This is a genomic window from Leisingera sp. G5_S3_59_S7, assembly GCF_054968485.1.
On the sequence record NZ_JBQKUH010000083.1, the window covers coordinates 1 to 13355 of the forward strand.

The 13355-nt window shown below is 66.3% G+C and carries 14 protein-coding genes; 11 read left to right on the top strand and 3 right to left on the bottom strand.

Annotated features, from left to right (window positions below):
- Positions 1 to 11 precede the first annotated feature (11 nt).
- The 3 genes from yaaA to ACTRWG_RS21410 all read right to left on the bottom strand — a co-directional run bounded on the left by yaaA (position 12) and on the right by ACTRWG_RS21410 (position 3345).
- Positions 12 to 776 carry a peroxide stress protein YaaA gene (gene yaaA, locus ACTRWG_RS21400; protein WP_462829915.1) on the bottom strand — a complete coding sequence of 255 codons (765 nt, stop codon included), beginning with the start codon at positions 774 to 776 and terminating at the stop codon, positions 12 to 14.
- 30 nt (positions 777 to 806) lie between these two features.
- Positions 807 to 2864, bottom strand: a complete 2058-nt coding sequence (recQ, locus tag ACTRWG_RS21405; RefSeq protein ID WP_462829916.1) for a DNA helicase RecQ — start codon at positions 2862 to 2864, stop codon at positions 807 to 809.
- A gap of 193 nt (positions 2865 to 3057) precedes the next feature.
- Positions 3058 to 3345 carry a YggT family protein gene (locus ACTRWG_RS21410; RefSeq protein WP_027236107.1) on the bottom strand — a complete coding sequence of 96 codons (288 nt, stop codon included), beginning with the start codon at positions 3343 to 3345 and terminating at the stop codon, positions 3058 to 3060.
- Between the two features lie 135 nt (positions 3346 to 3480).
- On the opposite strand from ACTRWG_RS21410, the gene ACTRWG_RS21415 reads away from it, so the two are divergent.
- The 11 genes from ACTRWG_RS21415 (at position 3481) to ACTRWG_RS21465 (ending at position 13236) form a co-directional block, all read left to right on the top strand.
- Positions 3481 to 4029 (top strand): acyl-CoA thioesterase, encoded by a 549-nt coding sequence (locus ACTRWG_RS21415; protein WP_027236106.1) that lies wholly within the window; start codon positions 3481 to 3483, stop codon positions 4027 to 4029.
- A gap of 17 nt (positions 4030 to 4046) precedes the next feature.
- Positions 4047 to 5444: an MFS transporter gene (locus ACTRWG_RS21420; RefSeq protein WP_462829917.1), complete on the top strand. Its 1398-nt coding sequence runs from the start codon at positions 4047 to 4049 to the stop codon at positions 5442 to 5444.
- Positions 5441 to 6310 (top strand): penicillin-insensitive murein endopeptidase, encoded by an 870-nt coding sequence (gene mepA / locus ACTRWG_RS21425; protein WP_027236104.1) that lies wholly within the window; start codon positions 5441 to 5443, stop codon positions 6308 to 6310. Before ACTRWG_RS21420 ends, mepA begins: the two co-directional genes overlap by 4 nt.
- Positions 6283 to 7197, top strand: a complete 915-nt coding sequence (locus ACTRWG_RS21430; RefSeq protein ID WP_027236103.1) for an esterase-like activity of phytase family protein — start codon at positions 6283 to 6285, stop codon at positions 7195 to 7197. The genes mepA and ACTRWG_RS21430 overlap by 28 nt, the downstream gene beginning before the upstream one ends.
- 205 nt (positions 7198 to 7402) lie before the next feature.
- The gene (locus tag ACTRWG_RS21435) at positions 7403 to 8038 is read left to right on the top strand and encodes a queuosine precursor transporter (RefSeq protein ID WP_027236102.1); all 636 of its coding nucleotides are present in this window, start codon (positions 7403 to 7405) and stop codon (positions 8036 to 8038) included.
- A gap of 258 nt (positions 8039 to 8296) precedes the next feature.
- Positions 8297 to 8716, top strand: coding sequence for an alternative ribosome rescue aminoacyl-tRNA hydrolase ArfB (gene arfB / locus ACTRWG_RS21440; RefSeq protein ID WP_027236101.1), 420 nt, complete (start codon positions 8297 to 8299; stop codon positions 8714 to 8716).
- A gap of 63 nt (positions 8717 to 8779) precedes the next feature.
- Positions 8780 to 9526 (top strand): SDR family oxidoreductase, encoded by a 747-nt coding sequence (locus ACTRWG_RS21445; protein WP_027236100.1) that lies wholly within the window; start codon positions 8780 to 8782, stop codon positions 9524 to 9526.
- A gap of 84 nt (positions 9527 to 9610) precedes the next feature.
- A complete protein-coding gene (locus ACTRWG_RS21450; RefSeq protein WP_027236099.1) occupies positions 9611 to 10633 on the top strand; it encodes a P1 family peptidase in 1023 nt (340 codons plus the stop codon).
- Positions 10634 to 10742: 109 nt separating this feature from the next.
- A complete protein-coding gene (locus ACTRWG_RS21455) occupies positions 10743 to 11204 on the top strand; it encodes a c-type cytochrome (protein WP_027236098.1) in 462 nt (153 codons plus the stop codon).
- 153 nt (positions 11205 to 11357) lie between these two features.
- Positions 11358 to 11900: an isopentenyl-diphosphate Delta-isomerase gene (idi, locus tag ACTRWG_RS21460; protein ID WP_027236097.1), complete on the top strand. Its 543-nt coding sequence runs from the start codon at positions 11358 to 11360 to the stop codon at positions 11898 to 11900.
- Between the two features lie 79 nt (positions 11901 to 11979).
- A complete protein-coding gene (locus ACTRWG_RS21465) occupies positions 11980 to 13236 on the top strand; it encodes a flavin-dependent oxidoreductase (protein ID WP_027236096.1) in 1257 nt (418 codons plus the stop codon).
- The last annotated feature ends 119 nt before the right edge of the window (positions 13237 to 13355 follow it).

The window sequence follows — 13355 nt, forward strand, 5'->3', positions numbered from 1 at the left end:
GCCCCTTCAGGTCAAGCTTTGCGCAGGAAGACCGGCTTGTCCGGCTCTGACATTTGCGGCTGGTAGGCATAGCCGCCGGCATCGAAATCCTTCAAGGCATCCGCCTCTGCCAGCCGGTGCTGGATGATGAACCGTGTCATCGCGCCGCGGGCGCGTTTGGCGTAGAAGCTCACCACCTTGGGAGTGCCGTTTTTGTCTTCCATGAAGACCGGCGTCACCACCCGCAGCTTCAGCGCCGCCAGATCCACCGCGCCGAAGTATTCCTGGCTGGCGCAGTTGACCAGCACCTCTGCTCCCACGGCTTCGGCCTGCGCATTCAGCGCGTCCGAGATCTTGCCCCCCCAGAATTCATAGAGGTTCTTGCCGCGCGGATTTTTCAGGCGCGATCCCATTTCCAGCCGGTAGGGCTGCATCGCATCCAAGGGCCGCAGCACCCCGTAAAGGCCGGACAGGATGCGGAAATGCTCCTGCGCCCAGGCCATTTCCTCAGCGTCCAGAGAGGACGCTTCAAGCCCCTGGTAGGTGTCGCCGGCAAAGGCCAGCGCCGCCGGGCGGGTGGCGTCTGTTCGGGGGTCGGCGGCGAAGTCCTGGAAGCGGGAATAGTTCAGCTTGGCCAGATCCTCGCTGATGTGCATCAGCTTCATCAGATCCGCCACCGACTGTTCGCGGGCCACCCCGGCCAGGTCCACCGCGTCGTCGTGCAGCGCGGGCCAGGTCATGTCCTGATCCCGTTCCGCCCAGTCCAGCTTCTTGGCCGGAGAGGTCACTACCAGCATATCTGCCCCCTTGATGATCTTGGCGCGACCCTAGCCCGCGCCGCGCAGTACGTCCAGAAACGCCGCGGCGAAACGTTCGGCGCGGCGCTCCCCTAACAGCCTTGTGATACCGGCCTCGTCATCGCTGCGCATCTGCGCCACCTTGGCGAGCAGCGAGGCAGAGCAGGTGAGCGGTTTCAGCGTGCCGCATTCGCCGCGCGCCAGCTGCGCCTGCACTTCCAGCAGCGAGTCGTAGACGGAACCGGACTCGCGCCCTGCCAGCTTGCGGCGCGCCGGGTGCAGCTGTTCGGCCGCGCCGGTGATCACGCCCAGGAAGTCATCACCGTAGCGTTCCAGCTTCTTGGCGCCGACCCCGTTGATGCGGGCCATCTGGTCGAGCGTTTCCGGGCGCGCTTCGGCCATCTCAATCAGGGTGCGGTCGGGGAAGATCACATAGGCCGGCACTTTCTGCGCCTCCGCCAGCGCCCGGCGCTTGGCCTTGAGCGCGGACAGCAGCGGCGCGTCCTCTTCGGAGACCAGCGCCTTCACCGCCGGGCGGCGGTCGGCGGATTTGATGGTGTCGCGGCGCAGCTCAATGGACTGCTCGCCGCGCAGGATCGGCAGGGCAGCCTCGGTGAAGCGCAGGGCGCCGTGGCGCTCCGGGTCGGGGCGCAGCAGGTCGTGGCCCATCATCTGCCGGAACACCGCCTGCCACTGGCGCTTGCCGAACTCCTTGCCGCAGCCGTAGACCGACAGCTCGTCGTGGCGTTTGGCCCGGATCCGCTCGTTATCGGCGCCCAAGAGGATGTCGATCAGATGGCCGGAGCCGAACCATTCCTCTGTCCGCAGCACCGCTGACAGCGCCTTCCTCACCACGGTGGTGCCGTCGAACACATCAGCCGGGCTGTCGCAAAGGTCGCAATTGCCGCAAGGCTCTGCTTCCTCGCCAAAATACCCCAGCAGTTTCTGGCGGCGGCAGTGCAGCGCCTCGGCCAGGCCCAAGAGCGCGTTCAGGCGGGCGTGGTCGGCGGCGCGGCGTTCGGGCGGGGCGAGGCCCTCGTCGATCTGGCTGCGGCGCAGGCGGATGTCATCGGGGCCGAAAAGCGTCAGGGTTTCGGCTGGCGCGCCATCGCGCCCCGCCCGGCCGATTTCCTGGTAATAAGCCTCGATGGACTTCGGCAGGTCGGCGTGGGCGACCCAGCGGATGTCGGGCTTGTCGATGCCCATGCCAAAGGCGACGGTGGCGACAACGATCAAGCCATCTTCGCGGGCAAAGCGGGTTTCGACAATGCGGCGGTCCTCGGCCTCCATCCCGCCGTGGTAGAAACAGGCGCTGTGGCCCGCTTCGCGCAGGGCGGCCGACAGCGCCTCTGTCTTGGCGCGGGTGCCGCAGTAGACGATGCCGGACTGGCCCTTGCGGGCAGCGGCGAATTCCAGGATCTGGCGGCGCGGGCTGTCCTTGGCGCCGAAGGCCAGGTGGATGTTGGGCCGGTCGAAGCCGCGCAGGAAGCTGCGGGGGGGCTCGCCGTCGAACAGTTTCTGGACGATCTCTTCCTGCGTTTCCTGGTCGGCTGTCGCGGTGAAGGCGGCCAGCGGCACGTCCAGGGCGCGGCGCAGCTCGCCGATGCGCAGGTAGTCGGGGCGGAAGTCATGGCCCCATTGGCTGACGCAATGCGCCTCGTCCACCGCGATCAGGCTGACGCCGATGCGGCGCAGCATCCCCATGGCGGCGCCGGAGGCGAGGCGTTCGGGGGCCATGTACAGAAGCTTCAGCCGTCCGGCCTCAATCGCCTCCCAAACGGCTTCGGTCTCTTCGTCGGTGTTGCCGGAGGTGAGCGCGCCTGCGGTGACGCCGGCCTCCTGCAGGGCGCGGACCTGGTCGCGCATCAGGGCGATGAGGGGGGAGATCACCACGGTGATGCCGTCGCGCAGCAGGGCGGGCAGCTGGTAGCACAGCGACTTGCCGCCGCCGGTGGGCATGATCGCCAGCACGTTCTCCCCGGCGGTCACGGCGTCGACGATTTCTTCCTGGCCGGGGCGGAAGGCGTCAAAGCCGAAGATCTCGCGCAGGATCGGGGACGCGCCTGTCAGGGCTGCCGGGGCTGTCATGGGGGAGAAGGGCCTCAAAATGGTGGTCTGCTCTTACTTGGCAGGCACAATCCCACAGGAGGCATGGGGCGGCAAGGGGCGATGAGGCTGCGTTCCTGCCACAAGGGCAGCGCCTGACCCTGGGTGGGCGTGAAGCGCCCTCCCGTGGGGAGGGTCGGGCGCTGCCCGGCCTATCGGCCGGGCGGAAGATCCATCAGTAGAACGCCGCCATGTTGTTCACCAGGATGATGCGCAGCGCATAGACCGCGACCAGTACCACCAGCGGCGCCAGGTCGATCCCGCCCATGTTCGGGATCACGCGGCGCACCGGGGCGTAAAGCGGTTCCAGGATCCGGTTCAGCCCGTACCAGATCTGGGCCACCAGCTGCTGGTGCAGGTTCAGCACCTGGAAGTTGATCAGCCAGCTCATGATCACATGGGCAATGATGAAGAACCAGACAATGTCCAGAATCAGCATCAGGATTTGGAACAGCGAGACCATCTGTTATCTTTCCTCTTTCGAACAGCCACACAGGTAAGCAGCCGGCAGGAAATACGCAAGGCTTCCGCGAGGTTGCGGTTGACGCGCTGTAAACGGGTGGCATCACGGGCACATGCGAAACAGGAGTCCCGTGCGATGTACCCGATTTTCCGCCTGATCAAGGATACCGTTCTGGCCAGCCGGATGGAGCGGCTGCCGATCACCGGCCTGCATGTCTCCAGCCACATCTGCTGGCCCTGGGATCTGGACATGTGGATGGAGCTGAACAACGGCCGCACCATGACCCTTTACGATCTGGGCCGCACCATGCTGGCACAGCGGGCCGGGCTGATCGGCGCATTGAAGAGGAACCGCTGGGGTCTGACAGTGGCGGGGTCCTCGGTGCGCTACCGCCGCCGTATCCGGGGGTTCGAGCGCTTTGAAATGCGCAGCCGCGCGGCTGGCTGGGATGAGAAGTTCATCTATGTCGAGCAATCCATGTGGAAGAAAAACGGCGATTGCGCCAGCCATGTGATGCTGCGCACCGCGGTGACGGACAAGAACGGCATCGTGCCGCCCGCCAAGGTGCTGGAGGCGCTGGGACAGGGTGCAGAAGCCTCTCCCGAGCTGCCGGATTGGATCAAGGACTGGTGCCAGGCGGATGCGGGCCGCCCCTGGCCGCCGATGCAGGACGGGCTTGCCTAGGCCCCTGCCCGCCTGCCATACCTGAAGGCAACAATAATAAGAGGCCGGGTATGCAGCAGGTGTCCACGCGCAAGCGGATCTGGGGATGGTGGTTTTTCGATTGGGCCAGCCAGCCTTATCAGACCCTGCTGGTCACCTTTGTCTTCAGCCCGTTCTTTGCCGCCGTCGCCGCCGAGCATTTCATGGGCCTGGGGCTGGAGGGCGAAGCCGCCAAGGCGCAGGCGCAGACCGTCTGGTCGATGTGCCTGACCGTGACCGGGCTGATCATCGGCTTCGGGGCGCCGTTTCTGGGCGCGCTGGCGGATATCACCGGGCGGCGCCTGCCCTGGATCATGGTGTTTTCGCTGATGTATCTGATCGGCGCCTGGGGCCTGTGGTACATGGACCCGGCGGGCAGCAACCTGTGGTGGATGCTGGTCAGCTTCGGCTTTGGCTTTATCGGTGCCGAATTTGCCCTGATCTTTGTCAACGCGCAGCTGCCGACGCTGGCCAGCCGCGAGGATGTGGGCGCCATTTCCGGCTCGGGCTTTGCCTTTGGCTATCTGGGCGGGGTGGTTGCGCTGTTCATCATGCTGCTGTTGTTTGTCGAGCAGAGCAGCGGCAAAACCCTGATCGGCCTCAGCCCGGCCCTGGGCCTGAATGCGGAGGCCAAGGAAGGCACCCGCGCCGTAGGCCCCTTTACCGCGATCTGGTTTGCCGTCTTCATGATCCCCTATTTCCTGTGGGTGAAGGACCAAGGCGCGACCGGCCGCAAGGCGACCCTGGGCAAGGCCTGGCAGATGGTGGTCAAGCTGGTCGCCGGCCTGCGCCGGCGGTTGAGCCTGGCAAGCTACCTGGGCTCCTCAATGCTGTACCGCGATGCGCTGAACGGGCTTTACGGCTTTGGCGGCGTCTACGCCAAGCTGGTGCTGGGCTGGGAGATCACCCAGATCGGTATCTTCGGCATTGTCGCCGCCTTTGCCGCCACCCTGTTCAGCTGGCTGGGCGGCAAGGCGGACCGGCAGTTCGGCCCCAAGCCGGTGATCATCGCCGCGATCCTGGTGCTGTCATTCGTCTGCCTGATCATCGTCAGCATGTCGCGCACCCAGGTCTTCGGTTTCGCACTGGCCGAAGGCTCAACGCTGCCGGACATGGTGTTCTTTGGCTGCGGCGTGCTGATCGGCGGCTTCGGCGGCATCCTGCAGGCGGCCAGCCGCAGCCTGATGGTGCGCCACACCAGCCCCAGGGACGCGACCGAGAGCTTTGGCCTTTACGGCCTGTCGGGCCGCGCCACCGCGTTTCTGGCGCCGGCGCTGATCGGTCTGGCGACCACGCTGACCGGCAGCGCCCGGCTGGGGATCACGCCCGTCATCGGGCTGTTTCTGATCGGATTGATACTGTTATTCTGGGTTCAAGGAGAAGGAGATCAGGGTTGAGACTGTTATTTGCCACATGTTTAGCGGTTGCTGGTTTACTAAGTCCGGCAAGCGCACAGACCCCCGCCAAGGCCCTGTTCGGGGCCAAACCGGTCGCCTCCCCGCATCGTCCGGCCCCCTTCGGCTCATACGCCAAGGGCTGTGTTGCCGGCGCCGAGCAGCTGCCGGAAACCGGCCCCACCTGGCAGGCGATGCGGCTGAGCCGCAACCGCAACTGGGGGCACCCGGCGGCGATTGACTTCGTCAAGGACCTGAGCCGCGTGGCGGCGAAACAGCGCGGCTGGAAGGGGCTGTATATCGGCGACATCAGCCAGCCGCGCGGGGGGCCGATGCTGTCGGGCCACCGCAGCCATCAGATCGGCCTGGACATCGACATCTGGATGCGCCCGCCGGACCGGCTGAACCTCAGCCGCAGCGCGCGCGAGAACATCTCCTCGATCTCCATGCGCCGGGCCAAGGGCGCCTATGTGAACTCCAGCTGGACCCGGGCGCATCACGAGATCCTCAAGGCCGCTGCCAAGGACAGGCGGGTGGCGCGGATTTTCGTGTTCCCCGGCGCCAAGGTGCAGATGTGCAACGACGAGAAGGGCGACCGCCGCTGGCTGCGCAAGATCCGGCCCTGGTGGGGGCACCACTACCACTTCCACGTGCGGCTGGCCTGTCCCCGCGGCGCCCGCGGCTGTGTGGACCAGGCGGCCCCGCCCAAGGGCGACGGCTGCGCCGATGCGCAGCAGTGGGTGAACAACATCCTGAACCCGCCGCCGCCGAAACCGGTTGACCCCAACGCGCCAAAGCCTAAACCTCGGCGGGACTACACCCTATCGGACCTGCCCCAGCAATGCGCCGCCGTTCTGCACTCAAACTGACCCTGGCCCTGGCCGCCGCTGCCGGTCTGACGGCGGCGGCCTTTGCCGTCAGCCGGCCCGCCGCTGCCGTGGCGCCCAAGGCGCAGTATCTGGGCAGCTACACCTGGAAGCTGAAGCAGCCGTGGTTCGGCGGTTTTTCCGCGCTCAAGCTCAGCGAGGGCGGCACGGTGATGACGGTGCTGAGCGACCGCGCCACCCTGGTGACGACCCGCATCCAGCGCAGCCACGGCGCCATTTCCGGGGTGACCGCGCAGCGCGCCCACGGGCTGCGGGCCTCCACCGGCAAGGTGCTGCGCGGTTTTGCTGGAGACAGCGAAGGCCTGGCGGTGTCGCCGGACGGCAGCCGCTACATCTCCTTTGAGGGGCCCGCGCGGGTGGTCCGCTACCGCCGCCCCGAGGGCCGCGCCAAGGTGCTGCCGCGCCCCAAGGCCTTCCGCAAGCTGCCGCCCAACAAGTCGCTGGAAACCCTGGCCATCGATTCCCGCGGCCATCTCTACACGCTGCCGGAACAGGCCTATGACCAGAACGGGCAGATCCCGGTCTGGCGCTGGAACGGGCGGCGCTGGTCGCGCCCCTTCAGCCTGCCGCCCTCGGGCAGCTTCCTGCCGGTGGATGCCGATTTCGGGCCTGACGGGCGCTTTTACCTGCTGGAGCGGGACCTGACCTTTCTGGGCTTCCGCAGCCGCCTGCGCCGCTGGGACATGACAGCCGCCGGCCCGGTGAACGAGACAGTCCTGCTGCAGACCGGCCCCGGCACCCACGACAATCTTGAGGGGCTGTCGGTCTGGACCGATGACACCGGGCGGCTGCGCGCCACCATGGTATCCGACGACAACTTCCTGCCGCTGCAGCGGACGGAACTGGTGGAATACGCCCTGCCCCGCTGATCAGCGCCCCGCGCCGCGCCAGCGGCGCCCGGCCCAACCGGGAGGGGGGCATTCCCCGAATGCACCGCGCACGGGCGGAAGCCCCCCTTGCAGCCGGAAGGCTTGCACCACAGGCTTGCACCAAGGGCCGGAGCATTTTAAAGGGGCCGGTCTTTTGCTGCCGCGCACCGCGTCCCGCGCGCCCCGAAACAAACGGATCCGATCCATGACCCGCTCGCATATCCCCGGCATTCTTGCCATGGCCGCCGTGGTGGTGGCCTCCAACATCCTGGTGCAATTCCTGTTCGGCCAGTGGCTGACATGGGGCGCCTTCACCTACCCGATCGCCTTTCTTGTCACCGACGTGATGAACCGCGTCTACGGCGCCGCCGCCGCGCGCAAAGTGGTGGCTGCCGGCTTTGTTGCCGGGGTGATCTGCTCGCTCATCGGCACCCGGATCATGCTGCAGGGCGATGGCTTCACCTACCCGGCAGTCACGCTGCGCATCGCGCTTGGCTCCGGCCTTGCCTTCCTCACCGCGCAGATGCTGGATGTGGCCGTGTTCTCTGCCCTGCGCGAAGGAAAGTGGTGGCGGGCGCCGCTGGCTTCCACCCTGATCGGCTCCTCCGTGGACACCGCGATTTTCTTTACCGTGGCGTTTTCGGCCGCGCTCAGCTGGCTGGAACCGGTCAATGACGTGTCCTGGGCTGGCGAGGTCCTGCCGCTGCTGGGCACCGGCCCTGAAACTCCCTTGTGGGTCTCGCTGGCTGTGGCCGATTGGCTGGTGAAATTGTCGCTGGCGCTGCTGGCGCTTGTGCCCTTCCGCATCATCGTGCGTAAGCTTACCGCAAAGACCACATGATTTTGTTTTGACATTAACCGAATCTGTGGCAGGCTGAGATCACACGAAACATCAGAAAGGAGGTGCCCATTGTCTAGAGAAGCTATGGAGAGCAGTGCCGGAACAGTTCAGAAGGTGTGCGGCCGAGGCAGCCCTTGGTACGTATAGACCCCTGAATTGGTGCCGACCTAACCGGTGCACCTCCTATCATCTCGAAGGGCTGTTCCCGCGTGTGGGAACAGCCCTTTCGATTTTCGGGCCGCCGTTTCATAAAGAGCCATGATCCGCATCAACGATGAAATCTCCCTGCAGGATTGGGAAATGACCGAGAGCTTTGTGCGCGCCTCGGGCCCAGGAGGGCAGAATGTGAACAAGGTGGCGACCGCCGTTGAACTTCGGTTCGAGGCCGCGCGCTCACCGGCGCTGGCGCCCGCGGTCAAATCCCGGCTGAAGCGGCTGGCAGGCCGCCGCTGGACCAAGGACGGCGCCATCATCCTGCAATGCGACGAGACCCGCTCGCAGCAAAGGAACCGCGAGATCGTGCGGGAGCGGCTGGCAGAGCTTGTGCGCAAGGCGCTGGTGGCGCCGAAGCGGCGGATTGCCACCAAACCCACCCGCGGCTCCATCAAGCGGCGGCTGGACGCCAAGAAGCAGCGCGGGGCGCTGAAAGAGACGCGCGGTAAGATCGACCCGGATTGACATGGGATTGCGTCCGCCGCCCGCTCCCCGCATTCTGTCGCGAAACAGTTTGGGAGGGAAATCATGCGGCTGGCAGGAAAAACCGCCATCGTGACCGGCGGCGCCTCGGGTTTTGGCGCAGGCATTGTGCGCAAGTTTCTGAGCGAAGGCGCCCGGGTAATGATTGCCGACATCAACGGTGCCGCGGCAGAGGGCATGGCGGCGGAACTGGGCGGCAATGCGATTGCGCAGGCCGTGGATGTCTCGGACGGAGCTTCGGTCGCTGAGATGGCAGAGGCGGCGCTGGCGGCCTTTGGCCGGGTGGACATTCTGGTCAACAATGCCGGCGTCACCCATCTGCCCGCCCCGCTGGAGGAGATCAGCGAGGACGACTTTGACCGGGTCATGGGTGTGAACATGAAGTCCGTCTACCTGACCGCCCGTGCGCTGGTGCCGCATATGAAGGCGAACAAGGCGGGGGCGATCCTGAATGTGGCCTCCACCGCCGGCGTGTCGCCGCGCCCCAACCTCAACTGGTACAACGCCTCCAAGGGCTGGATGATCACCGCCACCAAGACGATGGCAGTGGAACTGGCGCCGCATGGGGTGCGGGTGAACGCGATCAACCCGGTGGCGGGGGAAACGCCGCTGCTCAAATCCTTCATGGGCGAGGACACCCCGGAAGTGCGCGCCAAGTTCCTGTCGACCATCCCGATCGGCCGGTTTTCAACGCCTGAGGACATGGGCAACGCCGCCTGCTTCCTGTGCTCGGACGAGGCCAGCATGGTGACCGGTGTCGCGATGGAGGTGGACGGCGGGCGCTGCATCTAGCCTCCGTATTCTTCTTTGCGGCACATACTCCCGCAGGAGGCAGCGCGCGCCAGCGCGCTTCATTCAGAAAAAGGACCGCCTGCCATGCTCCCCGGCCCCAGGAACCTGATAACGGACGTCCCCGGCATTCTTGTCGGCAACGCTCAGGATGCCGCGCTGAAATCCGGCACCACGGTGCTGACCGCGGATGCCCCCTTTACCGCCTCGGTCCATGTGATGGGCGGCGCGCCGGGCACGCGGGAGACGGACCTCCTGGCCCCCGATAAATCGGTCGCCAGGATCGACGCGCTGGTGCTGTCGGGCGGCTCTGCCTTCGGGCTCGACGCCTGTTCCGGCGTGATGGACGCGCTGCACGAGGCGGGCCGCGGATTTCCGGTTGGCCCCGCGCGGGTGCCGCTGGTGCCCGGCGCGATCCTTTTTGATCTGCTGAACGGCGGGGACAAGGCGTGGGATCAGAATCCCTACCGCGCCCTGGGGCGGGCGGCGTTCGAGGCGGCGGCGGAGGACTTCAGCCTTGGTACTGCCGGGGCCGGAGCCGGCGCGCTGACAGCGATGCTGAAGGGCGGGCTGGGGTCCGCCTCCCTGGTGCTGGACAGCGGCGTCACCGTGGGCGCGCTGGTGGCGGCCAATCCGCTGGGCGCCGTCACCACCCCGGGCGAGCGGCATTTCTGGGCCGCGCCGTTTGAAATCGGGGATGAGTTTGGCGGGCTTGGCCCGGACACGGCCGCCGGACTGGGCCGCAATCTGCGCAGCCGCAAGATCGAGGCGATCCAGAAACCGGGCGGTGCCCCGCTGCCGCCGGAGCGCGCCAATACCACCATTGCCATCGTCGCCACCGATGCGGCGCTCAGCAAGGCGCAGTGCCAGCGGCTGGCCACGGCGGCGCATGACGGCATCGGCCGCGCCATCGTGCCCGCGCACACCCCCGGCGACGGTGATCTGGTGTTTGCCGCCAGCACCGGCACGCGGGCGCTGGAGGCTGCGGACGCGGAGCTTGAAACGCTGTGCCATGCCGCTGCGCTGTGCCTCAGCCGGGCCATCGCCCGCGCGGTCTTTCACGCCCGCCCGGAACCCGGCGATCTGCTGCCCTGCTGGTCAGCCCCCTGAATTGCCGCAGTTTCCTGCCGGAACTTTGATGCGCGTCAAACTGCCGGTTGACACTGCGGGCTATTGGATCATGAGTCACACGTGCCAACTCATAACCGGAGCAAGCAATATGAAACCTCTCGTAACAGCCGCCATTTTCGGCCTCCTTGCCGCCCCCGCCTTCGCCGAAGGCGATCCGGCCAAGGGCGAAAAGGGGTTCAACAAATGCAAATCCTGCCACATGGTCGTGTCGGATGACGGCGACGTGATCGTCAAGGGCGGCAAGACCGGCCCCAACCTGTGGGGTGTTGCCGGCCGCACTGCAGGCGCCGTGGAAGGCTTTAAATACAGCGATGACTTGACCGCCGCAGGCGAGGCCGGCCTGGTCTGGGATGAAGAGAAATTTGTTGCCTTCACCACCGACCCCAAGAAATTCCTGCGGGCCGAAACCGGCAATGAAAAGGCCAAGTCGAAAATGTCATTCCGCCTGAAAAAGGGCGGCGAAGACATCTATGCCTTCCTGGCCAGCCACGGCCCGGCCCCGGCAGAGGGTGCCGAAGCTGAGGAAGGCCAGGAAGCGGCCACCGAATAACGCCCGGATTTCCGGCAAGCACTGCATCAAAGCCGCGGCATTTTCGCCGCGGCTTTTCGCGTAATTGCTTTCGGCGCCGGCAGGCGTTAGCGGTAGGAGCCAGGCCATCGCAATTGCGGCAGGCCGGCCAGGGAAACACGTCACGGACACAGCATGAGCCACATGATCCCCGCCTGGGTGAACGGCGATTTGACACCTGTTGACAAGCTTGCCGCGCATGAGCGCGGGCTGAAACACAAGGCGGTTTCCGTCTTTGTGGTGAAAGGCGTCGAAATCCTGATGCAGCGCCGGGCGATGGGCAAATACCACACGCCGGGCCTGTGGGCGAACACCTGCTGCACCCATCCGATGTGGGAGGAGCAGGCCTCGGCCTGCGCGGTGCGGCGGATGCAGGAGGAGCTGGGGATCACCGGGCTGTACCCCGAATTCCGCCACCACCTGGAATACCGCGCCGATGTCGGCAACGGGCTGGTCGAGCATGAAGCGGTCGATGTGTTCCTGGCTCATGCCCACCGCCCGCTGAAGGTCACCCCGAACCCGGATGAGGTAATGGAGACCCGGTGGGTCGACTACCACGACCTGCTGGCGGAGGTGAGCCGCCATCCCGAACGCTTCACCCCCTGGCTGAAGATCTACCTGCACAACTATGCCGATGTGATTTTCGGCCCCGACCTGATCATCGCCGGACGGCGCTGAACACTTTCCCCCCTCTGTCCGCTTGCCCTGCTGCCTGCGCCGTGGTTATCTGCCCGCAGAATTAGGGAGCATACTTATCATGTCCATCCTCATCGCCGGCGGCGGCATTGCCGGGCTCACCCTGGGGCTGACCCTGCACCAGATAGGGGTGCCGTTCCGGATCTTTGAGGCGGCGCTGGCGCTGAAGCCGATGGGGGTTGGCATCAACCTGCAGCCCAACGCGGTGCGGGAGCTGTTCGACCTGGGGCTGGAGGCGGAGCTGGACGCGATTGGCGTCCGGACCCGGCAGCTGGGGTTTTACAGCAAGCTGGGCAAGACGATCTGGGAGGAGCCGCGCGGCACCGGCGCGGGCTATGCCTGGCCGCAGTATTCGGTGCACCGGGGCGAGTTGCAGATGATGCTCTACCGCGCGCTGGTAGAGCGTGCCGGGGCGGACTGTTTCAAGACCGGCGCCCGGGCGGCAGGGTTTGAAAACACCGCGGATGGCGCCGCGCTGCTGCTGGAAGGCGGGCGGCGGATCGACGGCGCGCTGGTGGTCGCCGCCGACGGCATCCACTCCGCCCTGCGCGCGCAGATGGTGCCGGAGGAAGGCGCGCCCATCTGGAACGGCCGCATCCTGTGGCGGGCCACTACGCGGGCGCCCGGATTCAAGGGCGGCGCAGCGATGGCGATGATCGGCCACGACCATTTGCGGCTGGTGGCCTATCCGATCTCCCAGCCGGACGCAGACGGCCGCGTCACGATGAACTGGATTGCGGAAAAGAGCTCTGACCCCTCAGCGCCCTGGCGCCGGGAGGACTGGAACCGGCCCGCGGATATCACTGAATTCCTGCCGGACTTCGAGGGCTGGCAATTTGATTGGATCGACGTGCCCGGCCTGATCCGTGAGGCAGAGGTGGTTTATGAATACCCGATGGTGGACCGCGACCCGCTGGCGCGCTGGACGGACGGCAACGTCACGCTGATGGGAGATGCGGCGCATCCGACCTATCCGGTGGGGTCGAACGGGGCCAGCCAGGCCATCGTCGACGCGCGGGTGATCGGCGCCAAGCTGCTGCAGCACGGCATCAGCGCCGCGGCGCTGCAGGCCTATGAGGCAGACGTGCGCCCGGTGACCACGGCCGTGGGCCTCGCCAACCGCGCAGGCGGCGGGCCGGACGGGGTGCTGCAGCGGGTTGAGGACCTCTGCGGCGGCGACTTCGGGGACATCAGCGAGGTGATCCCGCAGGCGGACCTGGCCTCCCATGCCGCCAAGTACAAATCCATTGCGGGCTTCTCCATCGAAGAGCTGAACGCCCGCCCCCCGACCCTCCCGGCAGGCGCGCGCGTCAGCTGAGGCCTGCCTGCGGCCAGCCGCGGGTCAAGGGCGGCACCGCCGCCTTGCTGCAGGCACAGTTCACCCTTGAGGCACGGATGGAGGCACAGACCCCCGGCAAGGCGCGTTTAAGGGCAGCC

Coding starts and splice junctions, on each gene's coding strand:
- yaaA (WP_462829915.1), bottom strand. CDS start 776: ATGCTGGTAGTGACCTCTCCGGCCAAGAAGCTGGACTGGGCGGAACGG.
- recQ (WP_462829916.1), bottom strand. CDS start 2,864: ATGACAGCCCCGGCAGCCCTGACAGGCGCGTCCCCGATCCTGCGCGAG.
- ACTRWG_RS21410 (WP_027236107.1), bottom strand. CDS start 3,345: ATGGTCTCGCTGTTCCAAATCCTGATGCTGATTCTGGACATTGTCTGG.
- ACTRWG_RS21415 (WP_027236106.1), top strand. CDS start 3,481: ATGTACCCGATTTTCCGCCTGATCAAGGATACCGTTCTGGCCAGCCGG.
- ACTRWG_RS21430 (WP_027236103.1), top strand. CDS start 6,283: ATGCGCCGCCGTTCTGCACTCAAACTGACCCTGGCCCTGGCCGCCGCT.
- ACTRWG_RS21435 (WP_027236102.1), top strand. CDS start 7,403: ATGACCCGCTCGCATATCCCCGGCATTCTTGCCATGGCCGCCGTGGTG.
- arfB (WP_027236101.1), top strand. CDS start 8,297: ATGATCCGCATCAACGATGAAATCTCCCTGCAGGATTGGGAAATGACC.
- ACTRWG_RS21445 (WP_027236100.1), top strand. CDS start 8,780: ATGCGGCTGGCAGGAAAAACCGCCATCGTGACCGGCGGCGCCTCGGGT.
- ACTRWG_RS21450 (WP_027236099.1), top strand. CDS start 9,611: ATGCTCCCCGGCCCCAGGAACCTGATAACGGACGTCCCCGGCATTCTT.
- ACTRWG_RS21455 (WP_027236098.1), top strand. CDS start 10,743: ATGAAACCTCTCGTAACAGCCGCCATTTTCGGCCTCCTTGCCGCCCCC.
- idi (WP_027236097.1), top strand. CDS start 11,358: ATGAGCCACATGATCCCCGCCTGGGTGAACGGCGATTTGACACCTGTT.
- ACTRWG_RS21465 (WP_027236096.1), top strand. CDS start 11,980: ATGTCCATCCTCATCGCCGGCGGCGGCATTGCCGGGCTCACCCTGGGG.